The organism is Allobosea sp. UNC402CLCol, from assembly GCF_000745475.1.
GTDB classification, from domain to species: Bacteria; Pseudomonadota; Alphaproteobacteria; order Rhizobiales; family Beijerinckiaceae; genus Allobosea; species Allobosea spartocytisi.
Window position 1 is genome coordinate 840,888 of record NZ_JQJJ01000008.1, and the last position, 19,494, is coordinate 860,381.

22 protein-coding genes and 2 tRNA genes are annotated in these 19,494 nt (G+C 67.0%); 12 read left to right on the forward strand and 12 right to left on the reverse strand.

The features are described 5' to 3' along the window. The first annotated feature begins 7 nt into the window (after window positions 1-7). Complete coding sequence (soxA, locus tag GY40_RS06005) at window positions 8-766, forward strand: sulfur oxidation c-type cytochrome SoxA (RefSeq protein ID WP_081925183.1); 759 nt, start codon at window positions 8-10, stop codon at window positions 764-766. A 107-nt stretch (window positions 767-873) separates the two neighbouring features. Here the strand turns inward: soxA and GY40_RS06010 are convergent, their stop codons facing one another. The 4 genes from GY40_RS06010 to GY40_RS06025 form a co-directional block, all read right to left on the reverse strand. Further along, window positions 874-1,269, reverse strand: coding sequence for a c-type cytochrome (locus tag GY40_RS06010; protein WP_038359445.1), 396 nt, complete (start codon window positions 1,267-1,269; stop codon window positions 874-876). 75 nt (window positions 1,270-1,344) lie between these two features. Then, complete coding sequence (locus GY40_RS06015; protein ID WP_038359448.1) at window positions 1,345-2,622, reverse strand: NAD(P)/FAD-dependent oxidoreductase; 1,278 nt, start codon at window positions 2,620-2,622, stop codon at window positions 1,345-1,347. Between the two features lie 17 nt (window positions 2,623-2,639). Further along, window positions 2,640-3,032 (reverse strand): c-type cytochrome, encoded by a 393-nt coding sequence (locus GY40_RS06020; protein WP_113252697.1) that lies wholly within the window; start codon window positions 3,030-3,032, stop codon window positions 2,640-2,642. A 273-nt stretch (window positions 3,033-3,305) separates the two neighbouring features. Next, a tRNA-Gln gene (locus GY40_RS06025) sits at window positions 3,306-3,380 on the reverse strand. A gap of 160 nt (window positions 3,381-3,540) precedes the next feature. Here GY40_RS06025 and GY40_RS06030 point away from each other — a divergent pair. Together GY40_RS06030 and GY40_RS06035 are read left to right on the forward strand one after the other, a co-directional pair. Then, window positions 3,541-3,617, forward strand: a tRNA-Pro gene (locus GY40_RS06030). 321 nt (window positions 3,618-3,938) lie between these two features. Beyond that, on the forward strand, window positions 3,939-4,280 hold the full coding sequence (locus tag GY40_RS06035) for a hypothetical protein (RefSeq protein WP_038359449.1): 342 nt from the start codon (window positions 3,939-3,941) through the stop codon (window positions 4,278-4,280). A gap of 63 nt (window positions 4,281-4,343) precedes the next feature. Here GY40_RS06035 and GY40_RS27480 read toward each other — a convergent pair whose 3' ends face one another. Next, window positions 4,344-4,481, reverse strand: a complete 138-nt coding sequence (locus GY40_RS27480; protein ID WP_156115882.1) for a hypothetical protein — start codon at window positions 4,479-4,481, stop codon at window positions 4,344-4,346. A gap of 134 nt (window positions 4,482-4,615) precedes the next feature. Next, window positions 4,616-4,996: a methylglyoxal synthase gene (locus GY40_RS06040; RefSeq protein WP_038359451.1), complete on the reverse strand. Its 381-nt coding sequence runs from the start codon at window positions 4,994-4,996 to the stop codon at window positions 4,616-4,618. Window positions 4,997-5,354: 358 nt separating this feature from the next. On the opposite strand from GY40_RS06040, the gene GY40_RS28460 reads away from it, so the two are divergent. After that, window positions 5,355-5,489, forward strand: coding sequence for a hypothetical protein (locus GY40_RS28460; RefSeq protein WP_282568276.1), 135 nt, complete (start codon window positions 5,355-5,357; stop codon window positions 5,487-5,489). A gap of 112 nt (window positions 5,490-5,601) precedes the next feature. On the opposite strand, the gene GY40_RS06045 is transcribed toward GY40_RS28460, so the two are convergent. Continuing rightward, window positions 5,602-6,225 (reverse strand): biotin transporter BioY, encoded by a 624-nt coding sequence (locus GY40_RS06045; protein ID WP_051987559.1) that lies wholly within the window; start codon window positions 6,223-6,225, stop codon window positions 5,602-5,604. A gap of 213 nt (window positions 6,226-6,438) precedes the next feature. Here GY40_RS06045 and GY40_RS06050 point away from each other — a divergent pair, with 213 nt between their 5' ends. Further along, entirely contained in the window at window positions 6,439-7,353 is a 915-nt protein-coding gene (locus GY40_RS06050; protein ID WP_038359454.1) for an MBL fold metallo-hydrolase, read from the forward strand. 60 nt (window positions 7,354-7,413) lie between these two features. Here the strand turns inward: GY40_RS06050 and GY40_RS06055 are convergent, their stop codons facing one another. After that, on the reverse strand, window positions 7,414-8,187 hold the full coding sequence (locus GY40_RS06055; RefSeq protein WP_038359456.1) for a DUF1499 domain-containing protein: 774 nt from the start codon (window positions 8,185-8,187) through the stop codon (window positions 7,414-7,416). Between the two features lie 168 nt (window positions 8,188-8,355). On the opposite strand from GY40_RS06055, the gene GY40_RS26480 reads away from it, so the two are divergent. Both GY40_RS26480 and GY40_RS06065 read left to right on the forward strand, forming a co-directional pair. Beyond that, window positions 8,356-10,878: a methyl-accepting chemotaxis protein gene (locus GY40_RS26480; protein ID WP_051987560.1), complete on the forward strand. Its 2,523-nt coding sequence runs from the start codon at window positions 8,356-8,358 to the stop codon at window positions 10,876-10,878. 312 nt (window positions 10,879-11,190) lie between these two features. Continuing rightward, window positions 11,191-11,541 (forward strand): Atu4866 domain-containing protein, encoded by a 351-nt coding sequence (locus GY40_RS06065; protein WP_038359458.1) that lies wholly within the window; start codon window positions 11,191-11,193, stop codon window positions 11,539-11,541. Window positions 11,542-11,622: 81 nt separating this feature from the next. On the opposite strand, the gene GY40_RS06070 is transcribed toward GY40_RS06065, so the two are convergent. Beyond that, window positions 11,623-12,234, reverse strand: a complete 612-nt coding sequence (locus GY40_RS06070; protein ID WP_038359461.1) for an NAD(P)-dependent oxidoreductase — start codon at window positions 12,232-12,234, stop codon at window positions 11,623-11,625. A 124-nt stretch (window positions 12,235-12,358) separates the two neighbouring features. On the opposite strand from GY40_RS06070, the gene GY40_RS06075 reads away from it, so the two are divergent. The 5 genes from GY40_RS06075 to GY40_RS06095 all read left to right on the forward strand — a co-directional run bounded on the left by GY40_RS06075 (window position 12,359) and on the right by GY40_RS06095 (window position 17,403). After that, a complete protein-coding gene (locus GY40_RS06075) occupies window positions 12,359-12,766 on the forward strand; it encodes a winged helix-turn-helix transcriptional regulator (RefSeq protein WP_051987561.1) in 408 nt (135 codons plus the stop codon). A 322-nt stretch (window positions 12,767-13,088) separates the two neighbouring features. Further along, window positions 13,089-13,358: a 30S ribosomal protein S15 gene (rpsO, locus tag GY40_RS06080; RefSeq protein WP_038359463.1), complete on the forward strand. Its 270-nt coding sequence runs from the start codon at window positions 13,089-13,091 to the stop codon at window positions 13,356-13,358. 262 nt (window positions 13,359-13,620) lie between these two features. Next, a complete protein-coding gene (gene pnp / locus GY40_RS06085; RefSeq protein WP_038359465.1) occupies window positions 13,621-15,792 on the forward strand; it encodes a polyribonucleotide nucleotidyltransferase in 2,172 nt (723 codons plus the stop codon). Between the two features lie 133 nt (window positions 15,793-15,925). Then, window positions 15,926-16,690 (forward strand): alpha/beta fold hydrolase, encoded by a 765-nt coding sequence (locus tag GY40_RS06090; protein ID WP_038359468.1) that lies wholly within the window; start codon window positions 15,926-15,928, stop codon window positions 16,688-16,690. A gap of 65 nt (window positions 16,691-16,755) precedes the next feature. Then, window positions 16,756-17,403: a pyridoxamine 5'-phosphate oxidase family protein gene (locus GY40_RS06095; RefSeq protein WP_248311097.1), complete on the forward strand. Its 648-nt coding sequence runs from the start codon at window positions 16,756-16,758 to the stop codon at window positions 17,401-17,403. A 159-nt stretch (window positions 17,404-17,562) separates the two neighbouring features. Here GY40_RS06095 and GY40_RS06100 read toward each other — a convergent pair whose 3' ends face one another. The 3 genes from GY40_RS06100 to GY40_RS06110 form a co-directional block, all read right to left on the reverse strand. Continuing rightward, window positions 17,563-18,561, reverse strand: a complete 999-nt coding sequence (locus tag GY40_RS06100; protein WP_038359474.1) for an adenosine kinase — start codon at window positions 18,559-18,561, stop codon at window positions 17,563-17,565. Between the two features lie 105 nt (window positions 18,562-18,666). Further along, window positions 18,667-19,044, reverse strand: a complete 378-nt coding sequence (locus tag GY40_RS06105) for a helix-turn-helix domain-containing protein (protein ID WP_038359477.1) — start codon at window positions 19,042-19,044, stop codon at window positions 18,667-18,669. Beyond that, on the reverse strand, window positions 19,041-19,436 hold the full coding sequence (locus tag GY40_RS06110; protein WP_318652318.1) for a Smr/MutS family protein: 396 nt from the start codon (window positions 19,434-19,436) through the stop codon (window positions 19,041-19,043). The genes GY40_RS06105 and GY40_RS06110 overlap by 4 nt, the downstream gene beginning before the upstream one ends. Window positions 19,437-19,494: the final 58 nt, after the last annotated feature.

Consider the following 19,494-nt stretch of genomic DNA (forward strand, 5'->3'; position numbering starts at 1 on the left):
AAGCGCCTTGCGCCTGTCGCTCCCGCTGATGGGTCTGCTGACGGTCATGGCGCCGGCGCAAGCCGACGAGATCGTATCCGGCAGCACGTTCCTGTCTCCGGAGCTGCGCCGCCAGCAGGACGATCCGACCCGCAACCCGGCCTGGTTCTGGGTCGATCAGGGCCGGGATCTCTTCGCCGCCAAGCGCTCCGGCGGCGGCCAGGCCTGCCTCGACTGCCACGCCGATCCCGCCACGAGTCTGCGGGGCGCGGCGACGCATTATCCGCAAGTGGACCCATCCAGCGGCAAGCTGCTCAATCTCGAAGGCAGGATCGAGCAGTGCCGTGTCGAACGCCAACAGCAGCCGGCCTTCGGCTATGAAACGGCCGAGATGCTTTCATTGACCGCCTATATCGCCTCGCTGTCTCGCGGCCTGCCGATGAGCGTGCGGACGGACGGGCCGGCGCAGCCCTTCTTCGAGGCAGGCAAGGCCTTCTACGAACGCCGGCAGGGGCAGCTCAATCTCTCCTGCAAGCAATGCCATGACGGGCTCGTCGGACAGAAGCTGCGCGGCGATACGATCAGCCATGGCGTCGGCACGGGCTATCCCGCCTATCGGCTGGAATGGAACACGGTCGGCTCGCTGCATCGACGGCTGCGAGCCTGCTCGCTCGGCGTCAGGGCGACGCAATTCGACTATGGCTCGCCCGAATATCTCGCTCTGGAGCTCTATCTCGCCGGGCGAGCCAAGGGGCTGCCCGTCGAGACACCGGCCATGCGGCGCTAGAGCATTTTCGAGCGAAGTGGACACCGGTTCGCGTGAAGAAAATGCGATGAGACAAAGAGATGGAGCATTTCCGCGATTCGGAGAAACGCGGAAATGCTCTAGACCCCCTACAGCTTCTTGCCGTCGGCGGCGAACTGCTTGAGATAGGCGGTGAGATCGGCGATTTCCGTGTCGTTCTTGATGCCGGCGAAAACCATCTTGGTGCCGGGCATCTTCGCGCGCGGATCCTTGATGTAGTCGGCGAAGCTGGCATCGTCCCAGGTGATGCCCGCATTCTTGTTGGCGGGCGAATAGGCATAGCCCTCGACCGCGCCCGATTGCCGGCCGAACAACCCGTTGAGCACGGGTCCGATCGTGTTCTTCGCCGTCTCGCCGACTTGATGGCAGGCACGACATTTGGCGAAGGATTTCTCGCCCGCGGCGACATCCTGCGCGCTGGCGGATGCAGCCCCCAACATCATGGCGGCGATCATGGCGGCAGTTGCGGCTATCGTCTTCGTCATCGACTCCGGTCTCCAATGCGAACGTTCAAATCTCTCGAACGGACGCGCTCGCGCGGCATCCGCAAACGGCAAACATCAGGTGAACATGTCGGCGCAGATCGCCTCGTACCAGGCGAGGTTCTCGGCCTGGGTCTGCCGCCGAACCTCGTCGCTCTCGCCGGGCTGCGAGATGAAGGTCTCGGTCGCCGCGATGCGCCCGTCCTTCGGCTCGTAGCGGCCGCCGACCTTGATCGCGTCGTCGGGGCCGACGAGGCTCCAGCAGGTGTTGAAATAGCGCGCGGGAAAGGCCGGCCCGCCCGCCAGTTCCGAGCAGGCCACCATGGCCACGATCTTCGCCTGGTTGTTGGCCGAGAAGGCCGATTTCGGCATGTCGCCGGCATTGCAGGCATCGCCGAGCACGAAGATCGCCGGATCGGCGGTCGATTTCATCGTTGCGGGGTCGATCGCGCAATAGCCGCCGGCCGGCGCGAGGCCGGCCTCGCGCGCGATCGCGCCCGCCATCTGGGCGGGGATGACATTGACGAAGGCGCAGTTCTCATAGGTCTCGAAGCCGGTGACGACGGTGCCGCTCGCGGGATCGACCGATTTGATGCCGTCATGAACCCGGGGGCTAAGCCATTCGATCATCGCGCCATAGCGCTTCTCCCAATCCGGCATGAAGACACCCTGCTTGGAGAAGCTGTCCTTCGGATCGAGGATGACGACCCTGGCCTTGGTCCGGCCCGTCGATGTGAGGATATGGGCGAACATCGAGGCCCGCTCATAGGGGCCGGGCGGGCAGCGATAGGGGTTCGGCGGAGCGATCATGACGATGGTGCCGCCATCCGGTACCGCGTCGAGCTTCTCCCGGATCAATCTCGTCTGGCGCCCCGGCTTCCAGCCATGCGGCATGACCTCCTCGGCGGCCTGGGACCAGCCGGGAACGGAATCGTATTTCAGGTCGATGCCCGGGGAGAGGACGAGGCGGTCATAGGGCAGCCGGCTGCCGTCGCCCAGCACGACCTCTTTTCTGTCGCGGTCGATCCGCGCGGCGCGCTGGCGAACGAGCGTGATGCCATAGGCCGCGGTCGGGGCGTCGTAGCGATGGACGATCTGATCGTAGTTCTTGAAGCCGCCGATATAGAGGTTCGAGTGGAAGCAGCTCTGATAGGTCTCGTTCTCCTCGACCAGCGTCACCGCGATCGCGCCATGGCCGTCGCGGGCGATGTATTTCGCCGCCGTCGCGCCGCCCGCGCCACCGCCGATCACGACGATGCGCGCCTTGGCCTGGCCCAGAACAGCCGGCACTCCCAGCGCGCCGGAAGCGGCGATGGTCCCCGCACCGATGATCAGATCGCGCCGTGTCGGTTTCAAAGCCTGCCTCCGCGATCTCAGGGTTTCGGTGAAAGGGCGCCGAAATAGGCGGCGAGCGCGACCATCTCCGCGCGGCTAAGCCTTGCGGCGACGGCCTGCATCACCTGGCCCTCGCGCTCCTTGCGGCGATACGCATCGAGCACCGCGACGAACTGCGCCTCGGGCCAGCCGACAATCGAGGGGATGCCGCCCACGCTTGCCCCGGAGAGCTGGTGGCAGGAGGAGCATTCGAGCGCGAGATACCGTCCCAGCGCCTGGTCTTCCGCCGCCAGCGCCGGATCGCAAATGAGCAGCGCAGCCGCGCTGCCCAGCACAGCGAAGCCCAGCCCGCGCCACGCGCGGCGCAAGCCGCTGCCAGCCGCACTCGACCGGCGCGCGCCCTCGCAGCTCGGGATGATCCACATCTGCATCGGCCATAGATTTCCAGAAGCCATCCGCTGGAACTAGCCTGCGATTGGAGGAATTCTGAGGACGCCCGTTTCACGATCACGTCAGCCGGATGCGATGGCCCGGCCGATCCGAGGGGCGGAGCGCAGAGCGCCATCAGCCGACGCTATCGCTTGCTTCGCCGCTGTTCGGAATATCGCGTCGAATGTCCAGAAAATCGCGGCGCGCTACACCAACCTCCAACATCGTCGCAGGAATGAGGAAGGTCGGCCGTGTCTGTGAAAATCGGAGGCGCTTGGCTGGGGCGGGAGGATTCGAACCTCCGAATGGCGGTACCAAAAACCGCTGCCTTACCACTTGGCGACGCCCCAACGTGTCGCGCCTTCTAGAACGCGCCGCCGCCCTGCGCAACCGCCTTGGCGGACTCTCCGGGATCATGCGAAAAAAGCTTCGGTGGGTTTTCCGACACAACATGCAAACAGGCTGTTGCGCTGCGGCGCGGCGCTGGCTATAAGCCGGCCACCAGTTGATCGGAGTGTGGCTCAGCCTGGTAGAGCACCTCGTTCGGGACGAGGGGGTCGCAGGTTCAAATCCTGCCACTCCGACCAAAATTTCCCGCGATAAATCAAAGCGTTGAGAATTAAGCCCTGCGGGGCCTGCGCGTTTCGTCGCAGGCTTGCCGGTGGGTTTCGGATCACCCCGGCCGTGCTGGGCCAGATTCCCCGGCCAGCGACGCAGGCCGGATACGGCGAATGGCCAAGCGCTCCCCATAATGGAGCGCTCCGGCGCAAAAGCCATCCCCTCCTTCACGGGCGTCGCCCGTCGCTTTCAGAGCCTTGTAGGAACAGCCGCCCTCACCCAGAGGTTGTCTTGATCGCGCACAGCCCTAAGATGCAACCCGTGCGATACATCTGATTTGGGAAACTGACATGAAGATTTCTGCCGTTCTCGGCCTTCTCGGCTCGCTCGCGATCGGAGGTGCCCTGACAACTGCAGCAGCACCGGCCCTTGCCGGCGAGGCTTTGCCCGCTGCCGTGGCCCGGCATCTCGACGAGCGACCGGTGGAGTTCACCGCGAGCGCAGCAAAAATGCGCCGGATGATGATCATTCAGCAGAATATGGAACGGCAGCGCGGCCACCAAAACAGGGGATATGGGGCAGGCTATGGCCGCGGCCCCGGATATGGCCCGCGCCCTGGTTACGGACCGCGCCCGGGCTATGGCCCGCGGCCCGGCTACGGCTATCGCCGGGACTACGGCCCGCGCTACTGATCGGCTGATCCGTGCCGGAGGGCGCTTTGCCGCCCTCCGGTTTCGTGATGGTTGAAAATGGGGCTAGTTGCCCCAGAATCCTTCTTGATAGTCGCGCGGCGAAAAGGCTTCGGAGCCTTCCTGGTCCTGCGCTTCGCTGGTCTCCGTCTGTTTGGCGGGCTCATCCTCGAGCGCACAGTCGGACTGGTGCCTTTCAGACATTCGGCTCTCCTTTCAGATAGGGGGAAGGGTTGCCTAAGGCAGCTCCGACGTAAGCCTCTTCGCTGCACTGCACAAGAGCACGCTACGTCACTCTCGCTCTTGTGAGCCCTCCGCAATCGCCGAATCGCGCTCGCTCACCGGGCGAAAAGCCCGGATCGCGCCAGCTCGGTCGCAGTGCGCGGACTGAAGGCGGCAGGGATGTCATAGACGAGCACCAGCCGCAGCAGTGCCTTCACATCGACATCGTGCGGCTGCGCTTCGAGCGGATCGGGGAAGAACAGCAGGACATCGAGCTCGCCCTGGGCGATCATCGCGCCGATCTGCTGGTCGCCGCCGAGCGGCCCGCTCTTGACCAGCTTGATCGGCAGGTCCGGCAAGGTGCGCTGCAACACCGAGCCGGTCGTGGCGGTGGCGACCACCTTGTGCCGGGCGATCAGATCGAGATGAGCCTCCGCCCAGGCGGCGAGATCGGGCTTCTTGCGGTCATGAGCGATCATGCCGATGGTCAATGCCATGATGTCTTGGTCTCCCTTCGAAGGGCAGCGCCCCGGCGCGCCGTCGCCACGCCGCCGCGCCTGCGGCAGGGAGCCGGCCCGCCGCCAGGATACGCGACCGCTCGCCACGCGCCACCTGTCATGGCTCCGTTAAATGGCATGACTATTGCGACGCCTTCCTCGATGGGAGACGAAGCATGATGCGCCACTGGCCCGACGACGCGAAAGCCGTGATCGTTCTGTTCACGGTTTCAGCCGCCGGAATTCTCGGCTGGCTGGCGAGCGGCCTCTGACGAGGACAGCCGGGAGCCCGTCCTTGTCCCGGGCCCGGCACCGCCGTTAAAGTCGCGGCCTGTTCGAATCGGAGCCGTCGAAGCCCATGAAGCGCATCTCCCTTCTCGTCGCGATCCTCGGGCTGGGCCTTGCCCTGTCCGGCTGCGACAAATGCGGCAATCTCGGCCCGTTCTTCACGACTGACACGAAGAGCTGCGGCGGCGGCGAGCCGGTCAAGTAAGGTCGGAGGCTAAGACCCGCAGGCGCAGCCTCCGGCGGATCGCCGCGAACTGCTCATGAAAAAGGCCGGAGCTTGCGCCCCGGCCTTTTCGTTTTGCAGTCGCGGATTGCGTTCAGCCGCGCCGGCCGATCAGCGACCAGCCCGCTCCGACCATGCAGGTCGCGAGCGCGATCTTGAGGACCTCGCCGAGCAGGAAGGGCTGCGCGCCATAGGCGAAGGCCTTGGCCAGGCCGACGCCGCTCGCGCCGCCCGCCATCTGCGCGCCGAAGGCCAGCCAGAGGCAGCCGACGACGAAGAGGGCGAGATCGGCGAGCAGCAGGCCACCGACCAGGCGAGCGAGCGAGGCGCCGCGCGCCGCCGCCCAGCCGGCGATGGCGGCCGCGGCCACGAAGCCCAGCAGGAAGCCGCCTGTCGGGCCGAGAAGGTAGAGCGGCCCGGCCACGGCCGGCGGCGTATTGGTGAAGACCGGCAGGCCCGCGAGCCCGTACGCGATATAGAGCGCGATCGTCGCGGCTCCGAGCCGCGCGCCATAGGCCGCGCCAAGCGCGAGCACCGCCAGCGTCTGCAAGGTCATCGGCACCGGCCAGAACGGCACCTTGATCTTCGCGGCGGCGACCATGAGCAGGCTGCCGGCGACGGCCAGCGCCACATTGCGCAGGACCGCGGAGCGGGGTTTCGCGGCCGGGAAGAGCTCGCCGGCGAGGGTCGAAGCCTGCAGGGGCAGCATGTCGGCCATGGCACATCGTCCTGTTTTGCGGCAGGCCGCGCCGTGCGGCCGCATTATTGTGTATGGAAGCCGCGCCGTGCGACCCCTTCCCTGTCTATAGAAAATGCGCCAAAGCGCCACAAGCGTGCGGGGCTGGCGGAAACGGGCAGTCCGGCTGGGCGGGATCGAAAGCTGACGGCCGCCTCACGCGGATGCAAGATCGGACAGGGACAGGATCGGACAGTGAGCGACGACGTCGAATTCGACAGGAGCCTGACGACACCGGCCGGAGAGGTCGCGGAGCTCTCCCCGCTCGTGCGCCGCGTCATCGCCGGCAATGGCGGGCCGATGACCTTCACCGGCACCTGCAGCTATATCGTCGGCCGCGGCACGGTGGCGATCATCGACCCGGGGCCGGATGATCCCGGCCATGTCGCGCGCCTGCTCGCGGCGGTCGCCGGCGAGACGGTGAGCCATATCGTCGTCACCCACACCCACCGCGACCATTCGCCTGCCGTTCCGGCCCTGAGGGCGGCGACGGGCGCGCGCGTCATCGGCTGCGGCCCGCATCGCCCCTCGCGTGCGCCCGGCCCCGGCGAAGACCGCGTGCTCGACGCCGCGGCGGATAGCGATTTCATGCCCGACTGGCAGATGCGGGACGGCGATGCCGTCTCCGGACCGGGCTGGAGCCTGACGGCGGTCGAGACGCCCGGCCACACCGCCAATCATCTCGCCTATGCGCTGCCCGAGGAGGAGACGCTGTTCTCCGGCGACCATGTCATGGCCTGGTCTACCTCGATCGTCGCCCCGCCGGACGGCTCGATGTCGGCCTATATGGCCTCGATCGAGAAGCTGCGCGGCATGGACCATCGGCTCTATCGGCCGGGCCATGGCGGCCCCGTCACCGAACCTCAACGCTTCCTGCGCGGGCTCGTCCAGCATCGCCGCCAGCGCGAGGCCGCCATTCTCAACCGCATCGGCGCGGGCGACGAAACCATCGCGGCCATGGTGCCCGTGATCTATCAGGGCTTGGCCCCCGTGCTGCACGGGGCCGCCGCGCTGTCGGTCCTCGCCCAGATTGAGGATCTGGTCGCGCGCGGGCTCGTCGCCGCCAGCGACACGGTTCCGGCCCTGTCGAGCCGTTACCGCCTCGCCTGACACCGCCGCGGCCGGCCTTGCGAGCACAAGCGAAGCGGCCCCACCGGAGTCGCTTGCCCCCTATCGCTCCATCAGCAGCTCGACTTCTGCGGCGAAGGCGGCGATCTGCTTGGCATTGGCGCCGAGATCATGGCTGCCGATGCGTGAGGCCGAGCGGACATCGATGCGGCTGCCGTCCACGCGCGGCTTTATGCGAATAGTGATGTCTTCCGAAAAGTGCAGGATGCGCCCGCGCGCCACGGCCTCGATGCGCCCTGCCCCGCTGCGGCCGCCGGGGCGGGAGCTTTCCACGATCTGCCAGCCCAGCGCGGTGACGGCCTTGCGCGCCAGGCTGAAGGCCGCATCCGCCGGCTCCTCGAGGACGATCGGCGCGATCTTCGGATAGGCCTGCCTTTGCAGGCGGCGCTTTTCGGGCGCGACATCGGGCGGGACGCGCCCCTCGCGTGCCGTCAACGCCGCCATCGAGCGGCTGAAGGCCGGCGGATCGTCGATATCCGTCGAGATATCGGCCAGAGCCGGCCGCGTCGCCAGCATGAAGCCGACATAGCCGGCGGGTGCCAGCAGGATCAGGCAGAGCAGGAGCGCGCCGGCCGCCATGCCGACGCCGCGATGCCCCTTCTGCCAGATGCGGGCGAAGGCGACGAGTGCCAGCCCCAGCGCCAGCAGGACGAGCAGATAGGCGCCGGCGACCGGCGCAAGTCCTTCGATGCTGGGCTCGCGCAGCCGCACGAGCAGAAGCGACAGCAGCAGCACCGCGCAGGAGAACCACGCCAGCCGCCGGCTCCAGATGGCGGCCCGCGAAACCGGTTCCTCGAAGACGAGACGGCGATGCATCGCCTTTAGGTGATCCCGGACAGCCAGGAAGGCAAGCGGCCCGTGCTCTAAGCGCAATCTTAATCAAGTTGACGATAACTGGGCACGAAGAGGCGTGGCCCCCCGCGGTCAGCCTCCTCGGCCTGCGTCACCGCCTTCCCCGCCGTACGTCGCCTCCAGAGCCTCGCCGTGAAATTCTTCCCCGCCTCGATCCAGAACTATCTCGTGGCCACGATGGCCTGCCTCTGCGTGCCCGGCATCGGTGCGCTGAGCTATATGGCGGAGAAGTCCGTCATGGAGGTTCGGACCAATATGCGCCTCGCCGATCTCGTGGAGGCCGACAGGGCCCTCCTGCTGACCGGCAATGCCATCCGCACCAATCGCGGACAGGCTCAGACGAGCATTCAGGCCACGGACGATCCCACCCCCGTCATCCGCGAGATCGAGAAGACCAACAAGGCGAGGATCGCCGAGGCGATAGCGCGGCTGAAGGCGACGGACTTGCCGGACCGCGCCGCCCTGATCGAGGACGTCTCGGCGCAGGAGAAGCGCAACGAGGGGCGCAGCCAGGATCTCTACGCCGAAGCCGCAAAGCCCAAGGCACAGCGCAGCCTGGCCGCGACGATGTCCTGGTATAACGGCGTCGGCGCGATCGAGGGCGCGCTCGTCACGGCTTCGGCCGCGACCTCGAACGCGGCCCGCCTGGCCGATCCGGTCCTCGCCGATCTGCAGGGCTTCAAATCCGCCGGCTGGAGCGTGCGCTCCAACTACGGCACGCAGTGCTCGCTGCTGCGCCCGGTCTTCGGCTCCGGCAAGGCGCTCGACGGAAGCCAGCTTCGCAAGCTCGGCGAGCTGCGTGGCTCCTCCGACGCAAGCCTCGCCCAGCTCAGACAGCTGAGCGCCCGTCCGGGCGTCGGCGAGGAGCTCGTCCGCAAGGTCGGCGTGGCCGCCACCCAGGTCGAGGCGGCCAATCGCGGCATGGACCAGCTGATCGGCAAGCTCGGCCAGGGCTCAGGCCCCGTCATTGCCGCCGAGGACTGGACGAAGCAGTGCAACGCGCCGTTCGACGCGATCGTCTCCGCCGTCACCCAGTCGCTCGACGACATGGCGGATGTGACGCAAGCCAAGCTCGCTGCGGCCTGGACGCGTCTCGGCATCGTCGGCTTCCTGCTCGCCGCCTTGCTGGCGATCTGCGTGATGAGCTGGCGCGGCGTCCAGCGCCGGATCGTTCGCCCGCTCGTCTCGCTGAAGTCCGCGCTCGACACCATGCAGCAGGGAGACTTCTCGCAGGCGATTCCCGCTCCGCCTTCCCCCGACGAGATCGGCGCGCTCAGCGGCGCGCTCGAAATCTATCGCGAGAACGCTCTGGCGCTCGAGAACAACCGCCGCGACCGCGAGCTGACCATGCTCGCCGATGCCGAGCAGGCGGCCCATGTCCAGAAGCTGCTCGGCGAGGTCGCAAGCATCGTCGCCGCCGCCCGCGACGGCGACTTCTCCGGCCAGGCCCGGACCGGCGGCATGGAAGGCCCGCTCAAGGAACTCGTCGAGGGGCTGAACGAGATCAACAGCGTGGTGGACGGAGCGACGACGGAGTTCGCCGGGGTTCTGCAGGCGGTGGCGGGCGGCGACCTGACGCGGCAGGTCGAGGGCGGCTATCGCGGCCGCTTCGCCGATCTCCAGGGCGCGATCAACGAGACGGTCGAGCGCCTCTCGGCCACGGTCGCGACGATCCAGACGACCTCGGCCGATGTCGGGCTCGCCGCCCGCGAGATCAACATGGGCGCCGACGATCTCTCGAAGCGCACCGAGGAGCAGGCCTCCTCGCTGGAGGAGACCGCCGCGACGACCGAGGAGCTCGCCGCGTCCGTCAAGGCCTCGGCCCAGGCCTCGAAGGATGCCGCCCGCATCGCCGACGAGGCGATGCAGGCCGCCCAGTCCGGCGGCGCCATCGCCGGCCAGGCGGTCGAGGCCATGGCCCGCATCGAGAGCGCCTCGCAGAAGATCTCCGACATCATCCGCGTCATCGACGACATCGCCTTCCAGACCAATCTGCTCGCCCTCAACGCCGCGGTCGAGGCGGCCCGCGCCGGCGAGGCCGGCAAGGGCTTCGCCGTCGTCGCCTCCGAAGTGCGCACCCTGGCGCAGCGCTCGGGCGAGGCGGCCAAGGACATCTCCGGGCTGATCTCCTCCTCCAATGACGAGGTCGGCGCCGGGGTGAAGCTGGTGCGCCAGGCCGGCGACCAGCTGGCCCGCATCCTCGAAGCCTCGCGCAAGGTCGCCGCCACCATCGCCGACATCTCGGCGGCGGCGGGCGAGCAGGCCAATGGCATCGACGAGATGAGCCAGGCGGTGGCGCATCTCGACGAGATGACGCAGGCCAATGCGGCGCTGGCCGAGCAGAGCGCGGCCTCGGCCGGCTCGCTCTCGGGCCGGATCGGCCAGCTCAACGACCTCGTCGCGACCTTCCGCACCGGCCGCGAAGCGGCCGGGCAGTCCGGCTATCCGCAAGCCCATGCGGCGGCTCCCGCCCGCCCGGCGAAGGCGGCCCCTGCCGTCCCGGCCCGGCCCACTCCGGCTGCCGCCGCCACCGCGCCCGAGCCGGCGCGGCTGCGCCAGCTCGCCGAGGCCGCCTTCGTCCAGTCCCGGACCGCTCCCGCCCCCCGCAAGGTCGCCAATGGCCGCGCCATCGACACCGGATGGGAAGAGTTCTGAGGCGCATCACGCGCCACGAATCCGGCATCGCCACAGATCCTAACGGCGCCGAAAGGCGCCGTTTCCTTTAGGCATCAACGGCTTGGATCGACCGAGCCCGGCCGCGGACGACCGCGGCTCTTGCAATGAGGCGCTTCGCGCCTATCTAAGCTTTGTGCCGCCGCAATCATGCCCAGCAGGCGCCACCTTCGACAATCATTCTTCATACGGCTTCGACATCGCAGGTTTCGCCAGCGCGTGCTCGTCGTCGAATCCCTGTTCCGCTCACCAGAGCGGGCGCAGGGTTTTCTCATTTTCAGGGAGACCGGACCGATGCAGCTCAGCCAGGTTCTTCAGGCTCTCGGCCAGCTCGCCACCGGCATTGCGCCGCGCAGCCGAGACATTCGCCCGCTCGAGATCGATTTCCACGAGACCGACGCCCCTTCCCCCTTCGAGCAGGCCGCCATCGGCACCTGGAAGACGGAAGACGGCGCCATCCTGATCGATCTGAGGCCGGACGGGCAGTTCCACAAGCAGAAGCCCGAGCTCGGGGCCCGGCATAGCGGACGCTACGCCGTCGATCGCTCGAAGCTCTATTTCGAAGGCGAATCCGGCTGGGTCGCCCTCGGCAAGCTCAAGCGCGGTACGCTCAGCATCGGCGAGAAGCGCTTCCACAAGGCTTGAGGCAACGCCGGACAGGTTAAAAAGGCCGCGCCTTCGAAAGAGGGCGCGGCCTTTTCATTTTTCGATGGTTCGGAGAAGCGATCAGTAGCCGATGGTGAAGCGGCGACGGCTATGAGCCGGCTTTTCCAACTCGTCCACCAGCGCCACGGCATAATCCTCGGCCGAGATCGCGCTGTTGCCCTTGGCATCGACTAGGAGCTGGTCCGTCCCCAGACGGAACTTCCCCGTGCGCTCGCCGGGCTGGATCAGCGCCGAGGGCGACAGGAAGGTCCAGTCCAGGCCCTGCTCCGGCTTCAGGAGATCGAGGAACGCGCCGCCCTTCCGGGCTTCGTCGAGATAGGCGGCCGGGAAATCCGGCGTGTCGAAGAGTTTGACGCCCGGCGCCACCTCGAGGCTGCCGGCGCCGCCGACCACGAGATAGCGCTTCACGCCCGACTGCTTCACCGCCGCAAGCAGGGTCTGCGGATCGCTGGCGGAGAAGTGAACGGCGCTGATCACCGCATCATGGCCGGCGAGAAGCTTCGCGAGCCCATCCTTGTCGAAGACGTCGCCCTTGACGGCGGTGACGCCCGGCTTGGCCGCAACCTTCTCCGGATTGCGGACGATGGCGGTCACGTTGTGGCCGCGGGAGGCGAGCTCGGCGAGCAGGCGCGAGCCGATGAATCCGCTGGCGCCGATCAATGCGATTTTCATGACATGGGTTCCTTTTTTCGGTATCTTCTGGATACCTGCATTCCAATGGAACCTATCTGATCACGCCGCGACGTTCCGTAAAGAAGGCACTTTCGCGCGACATGGTCACCTGCCGGAAACCGCCATGCTCAGACGTCCCGACCCTTTTCAGGCCCTCTGCCCGACGCGCCGTGTGCTCGACCGCATCGGCGATACCTGGGCCGTATTGATTCTGATCGCGCTCGACGACGGCACGCTGCGCTTCAACGAGCTGAGACGCCGGATCGAGAACATCTCGCAGAAGATGCTGTCGCAGACGCTGAAGAGCCTCGAACGCGACGGGCTGGTCCGGCGCGAGGTCTTCGCGACCGTGCCGGTCACGGTCGAGTACTCGCTGACCGAACTCGGCCGCACCTTATCACAGACGGTGCATCAGCTCACGCTCTGGGCCGAAACCCATATCGGCGAGATCGAGGAGGCGCAGCAGCGCTATGATCGCGGGCTGACACCATCGGCAAGCGGCCGGGTCCCGCTCCCGCTCAACCTCCCGTGAGCGCGAGCCCGCGATGCCGTTTGGCGTGCTCAGGAGGCTGCGCGGGCGACCGACGACGAAGCGCCGCATCGGCGGCCAGAGCGGCTTGTCGGGTTCATCAGCTCCTCCCGATCTCCTGCGGGTACCGTGGCGAAACCTGGGTCCGACAGTCCTGTTCCGCGAGGCGCTGGCGTTTCCGCCGATTTCGTGTATATGCCCCCCATCCGGACCGAAAAGGCCGGCTGCGCGACGCTTCCACGATGAGGTGCTCGCGGGCTTCGGACCTCGCTGGACGACATCCCGGCCAGGCCCGCCAGATCAACCCGAACACGAGGATATCCCGATGTCGATCACTGCCGAGCGCAAGACCGCGCTGCTTCAGGAATACGCCACCAAGCCGAACGACACCGGCTCGCCGGAAGTCCAGGTCGCGATCCTGACCGAGCGCATCAACAACCTGACCGGCCACTTCAAGTCGCACGCGAAGGACAACCACTCGCGCCGTGGCCTGCTCAAGCTGGTCTCGCAGCGTCGTTCGCTGCTCGACTATCTCAAGGGCAAGGACGAAGGCCGCTACAAGACGCTGATCGAACGGCTCGGCATCCGCCGCTGATCGAAGGCTGAAAACCGTTTCCGCCCGGTGCATCGCGCTCCGGGCGGCTCCTTTTCGGGCGAGGCCGCCAGGGGCGGCGCGCCTGCCTGCCGCGGCGGCCGCATGGGGCGGCTTTCCCGCGTGACCCGCCGGGCGCCGCAGACGTCCATGGCAGGATCGCCGAGCGCTCGGGCGCATAACCTTTCCCACCCGAGCGTTCTGCCGTCTTGCCCATGGGCCTGAAGGCACCGGACGGGTCGAACCCGACCGAAAGACGAATCACATGTTCGACATCCAAACCGAAGAACTGATCTGGGGCGGCCGCAAGCTCGTCCTCGAGACCGGCAAGGTCGCCCGCCAGGCGGACGGCGCCGTGATGGCCACCTATGGCGAGACCGTCGTGCTCGCGACCGTCGTCTCGGCCAAGGAGCCGAAGCCCGGCTTCGACTTCTTCCCGCTGACCGTCAACTACCAGGAAAAGACCTTCGCGGCCGGCCGCATTCCCGGCGGCTATTTCAAGCGCGAAGGGCGCCCGAGCGAGAAGGAGACGCTGGTCTCCCGCCTGATCGACCGCCCGATCCGCCCGCTCTTCGTCGAAGGCTACAAGAACGACACGCAGGTCGTCGTCACCGTGCTCCAGCATGACCTGGAGAACGATCCCGACATTCTGGCGATGGTCGCGACCTCCGCCGCTCTGACGCTCTCCGGCGTGCCCTTCATGGGCCCGATCGGCGGTGCCCGCGTCGGCTATATCGACGGCGCCTACAAGCTGAACCCGACCATCGAAGAGATGAAGGACTCGGTTCTCGACCTCGTCGTCGCCGGCACCCAGGACGCCGTGCTGATGGTCGAGTCGGAAGCCAAGGAGCTTCCCGAGGACGTGATGCTCGGCGCCGTGATGTTCGGCCACAAGCATTTCCAGCCGGTGATCGACGCCATCATCCGCCTGGCCGAGAAGGCCGCCAAGGAGCCGCGCGACTATACCCCGGCTGACAACTCCGTGGTTCTGGACGCGGTCCTCAAGCTCGTCGACGCCGATCTGCGCGCCGCCTACAAGATCACCACCAAGGCCGAGCGCTACAAGGCGCTGGACGCCGCCAAGGCCAAGGTCGCCTCGCTGATCTCGGCCGAGCCGGACGGCAAGACCACCTTCACCAAGGAGCAGGTCAGCGGCCAGTTCAAGGAAGCCCAGGCCAAGGTCGTGCGCTGGACCATCCTCGACGACGGCACCCGCATCGACGGCCGCGACCTGAAGACCGTGCGCAAGATCGTGGCCGAGGCCGGCATGCTGCCGCGCACCCACGGCTCGGCCCTGTTCACCCGCGGCGAGACGCAGGCGCTGGTCGTGACCACGCTCGGCACCGGCGATGACGAGCAGTTCATCGACTCGCTGGAAGGCACCTACAAGGAAACCTTCCTGCTGCACTACAACTTCCCTCCCTACTCCGTCGGCGAGACCGGCCGGATGGGTTCGCCCGGCCGCCGCGAAATCGGCCATGGCAAGCTCGCCTGGCGCGCCATCCGCCCGATGCTGCCGGCGAAGTCGGAGTTCCCCTACACGATCCGCGTCGTCTCGGAGATCACCGAGTCGAACGGCTCCTCCTCGATGGCCACCGTCTGCGGTACCTCGCTGGCGCTGATGGATGCCGGCGTGCCGCTGAAGGCGCCGGTCGCGGGCATCGCCATGGGCCTCATCCTCGAGGGTGAGCGCTTCGCCGTGCTCTCCGACATCCTCGGCGACGAGGATCATCTCGGCGACATGGACTTCAAGGTGGCCGGCACTGCGGACGGCATCACCTCGCTGCAGATGGACATCAAGATCGCCGGCATCACCGAGGAGATCATGAAGGTCGCCCTCGACCAGGCCAAGGGCGGTCGCGACCACATCCTCGGCGAGATGAACAAGGCGCTCTCGGCTTCGCGCAGCCAGCTCGGCGAGTTCGCGCCGCGCATCGAGACGATGAAGATCCCGGTCGACAAGATCCGCGAAGTCATCGGTTCGGGCGGCAAGGTCATCCGCGAGATCGTCGAGAAGACCGGCGCCAAGGTGAACATCGAGGACGACGGCACCATCAAGATCGCCTCGGCCGACGGCAAGTCGATCGAAGCGGCGATCAAGTGGATCAAGTCGATCGTCTCGGAAGCCGAAGTCGGCGTGATCTATGACGGCACCGTCGTCAAGATCATGGAGTTCGGCGCCTTCGTGAACTTCTTCGGCGCCAAGGACGGCCTCGTCCACATCTCGGAGCTGGCTCCGCAGCGCGTCCAGAAGGTCTCGGACGTCGTCAAGGAAGGCGACAAGGTCAAGGTCAAGTTCCTCGGCCAGGACGAGCGCGGCAAGATCCGCCTCTCGATGAAGGTCGTCGACCAGGCGACCGGCGAGGACCTGACGGAGAAGCTCAAGGCGCAGCGCGAGGCCGAAAAGTCCCGCGAGAAGCAGGGCGCGGCCGAGTAAGCCGACCCATCACGCGATTCACGTGAAACGAGACGCCCCGCATCGCAGGATGCGGGGCGTTTTTTATTAGGCGATGCTGACAGATCCATGATGCGAGCTGCTGCAGTCTTTCCGGGCAAACCAGGACCCAGCAATGAAGTCTTTCACCGTTCCAGCCGCCGATGCGGGGTTGCGCTATCACGACATCGCAGGCGAAGGCCCTGCGCTTCTCTTCATCCATGGGCTGGGCTGCGCCTCCTCCTGTGACTATCCGAGTATCGCGGCGGATGCCGCCTTGCGGGGACGGCGCATGCTCCTGGTCGATCTGCTGGGTTCCGGCTTCAGCGACCGGCCAACCGGATTCGGTTATACCGTCGAGGAGCATGCCCGCAGCATCGTGGCGCTGACCCAGCATTTGCGACTGACCGAACTCGATCTGTTCGGCCACAGCATGGGCGGGGCAGTGGCTATCATGACTGCGCGGATGCTGGGCGATCGCCTCAGGCGGCTCGTCCTGGGCGAGCCCAATCTGGAGCCCGGTGGGGGCTTTTTCAGCCGCCGCATCGCCGCCATGGCCGAGCGCGACTATATCGAGCGCGGTCATGATGCGCTCGTTCGGGCCAGCCGCTCCGAAGGCAACGACGTCTGGGCAGCATCGCTGGCCATGAGCGCCCCCTACGCGGTGCATCGCAGCGCCTGCTCATTGATCGCTGGCAGCACTCCAAGCTGGCGCGAGATGCTCGCGAGCCTGCCGCAACCGCGTTCCGTCCTGTTCGGCGAGTCCACGCTTCCGAGCGACGACGCGGAGGGTCTTCCCCCGCTCGGCGTCGATGTCGCCATCATACCAGCGGCTGGCCATTGCATGGCTTGGGAGAATCCGGCTGGCTTGGCCCAGACGATCGCGCGCGCCTTGTTCTGAGGTTCATGTGGTCGCGTAAAGCTGGGTGACGGCTCAACCTCAATAGTCTAGACATATGCCGTTCCATGGAGACCGGCATGTCCGACCACCGCATCGCTTCGCTCGACGATCTCGCCCGCGCCTATCCCGCTCCCGTCGCGCCGGCTTCGGGATTCAAGGAGATCGATCATGTCGACGAGAATTATGCAGCGCTGATCGCCGCCTCGCCGTTTTTCGTGCTCGCGACGGTCGGTCCGGAGGGCCTGGATTGTTCGCCGCGCGGGGATCTGCCGGGCTTTGTCACGGTCCGGGACGCGAAAACGCTCCTGATTCCCGACCGAAAAGGCAATAACCGGCTGGATTCATTGAAGAATATCCTGTCCGACGATCGAATCGGAATGCTCTTCCTGATCCCCGGTTATGGGGAGACATTGCGCGTGAACGGACGTGCCGAGCTATCCTGCGATCCTGGGTTGTGCGCTCGCTTCGAGATGGCCGGAAAGCTGCCTGCGAGCGTGATGATAGTCCATGTCGAGGCGGTCTACTTCCAATGCTCGCGCGCGGTGGTGCGGGCCGAGCTCTGGAACCCGGAGCGGCAGGTCGACAAGCGGACCCTGCCCTCACCCGGCACAATCCTGCGCGACATCACCGCGCGCAATGCCGCGGTCGAAACCTTCGACGGCGCGGCCTATGACGCGGCGCTGCCGGCGCGGGTCAAGGCGACGCTATATTGAAGAGGCCGCGCTTCCTTCTCCCCTCCGGGGAACAGGTGGCAGCGTGCCGCGCTGAGGGATGAGGGCGCACCTGCCGAAAACAAGAAAGGGCCGCTGACGCGACCCTTCCCTCATCCGTCTGCTCCGCAGACACCTTCTCCCCGAGGGGAGAAGGAGAACTCACAGCAGCCCTTCGTTCCCGGCCAGCGTCTTCAGGCTGACATCCGGCCGGGCGCCGACATGCGAGATGATCTCGGCCGCGGCCAGCGCGCCGAGGCGCAGGCAATCGCGCGTCTCACGATTCGAGGTCAGGCCATAGAGGAAGCCGGCGGCGAAGAGATCACCGGCACCGGTCGCATCGACAACGCGCTCGACCGGGAAGACCGGCTCCTCGACGATGCCGTCCGGCGTCACCGCCAGCGCACCCTTCTCCGAGCGGGTCACGACGGCGAGAATGTTCTCGGAACGCAGCCAGGACAGGGCCGTGTCGAAATCCGCGGTCTGGTAGAGGCTCTTCAGCTCGTGCTCATTGGCGAAGACGAGATCGACCATGCGGTTGCGGACGAGGCCGAGGAACTCGTCGCGATAGCGGTCGACGCAGAAGGAATCGGAGAGGGTGATGGCGACGCGCCCGTCACCCTTATGCGCGATCTCCGAGGCCTTGCGGAAGGCCTCCTTCGCCGCCGGCGGATCCCAGAGATAGCCTTCGAGATAGACGATGTCGGCGCTCTCCACGGCGGCTGCATCGACATCGGCGACCGAGAGACCCTGGCAGGCGCCGAGATAGGTGTTCATCGTGCGCTCGCCATCCGGCGTCACGATGATGAAGGAGCGGGCCGTGGCCGGGCCGTCCGCCGCGTCGGCGGTGCCAAACGAGACGCCGAGCGAAGTCAGGTCGTGCCGGTAGAGCTTGCCGAGCTCATCGGCCTTGACCTTGCCGATGAAGGCGCCCTTGCCGCCGAAGGACGCGAGGCCCGCAATGGTGTTCGCCGCCGAACCGCCGGAGATGACGCGCGCCGGACCCATCGCCGCATAGAGCGATTCCGCGCGCGGCTCGTCGATCAGCATCATCGCGCCCTTGGTCAGCTTCTGCGCGATCAGGAAATCCTCCTCGGCCGAGGCGAGGACATCGACGATGGCGTTGCCGAGGGCGAGGACGTCCGTGCGGGTGCTGGTCATGAGCGGTCGGGTCCGGGTTGGGGTCGGCCGGAAAGGCCGAAAGGTTGGTGGCGCCGTGTCGCATCAGCCCGGCAGCGGGTCAAGCCGGGGACATCCGGGAGAGCTTCAATGGCCCGCATCGCGCCGCGCTGCGACCTCGTCGAGGATACCGGCCATGCGGCGCAGATCCTCGGCATCGAGCCCGCCGATCTCGCGGGCGAGACGATTGGCGAAGAGCGTCGCTTCCGCATCGAGCCCCGCCGTGTCGACGGTGACGCGCGGATGAGAGAGGTCGGCGAGGCGCACGAGCTCGTCCGCCTCGTCCCAGATGATGCCGAGGAGGTGGATGGCGCCCTGGATCAGGGTGAAGGTCGGCCGGCCGCGCTTGCCGTGTTCCAGCGCCGAGAGATAGGCCGGCGTCACGCCGAGCCCCTCGGCCATCTGGGCGAGCGTGAGGCCGCGCTGCTGCCTCAGCTCACGTACGCGCCGGCCGAAGGGCGTCACGGCCCGAACTCCCTGAGCCGCCGCAGGCGTACATAGAGCGCGCCCGAGCCTCCATGGCGCTGTTCGGCCTCCTCGAAGCCCAGCACCAGCGGGCGCAGCTCCGCGAGCCGCAACCAATGCGGCACCATCCGGCGCAGGACGCCGCGCTCCTCGCCGAACAAGGCCGGAGCCGGGCCGCCCTTGCCGGTCACGACGAGGCAGATGCGCGTGCCGCGCGCCTGTTCGCGCCGCAGGAAGGCGCAGAGCGCCAGATGCGCCTCGCCTTGGCGCATGCCGTGCAGGTCGATCGAGGCCTCGACGGTTTGCTGGCCGCGCCGAAGCTGCGTGCGCAGGCGGCGCTCGATCGGTGCGAGCGGCGGAGCGGCCGGCGGGGCCGTCTTCGCCGCGGACATGCTTGCAACGATAAGAACGGAGGTCTCCGTCGACGCGGGCGCTACGGGCGGCGGAGCG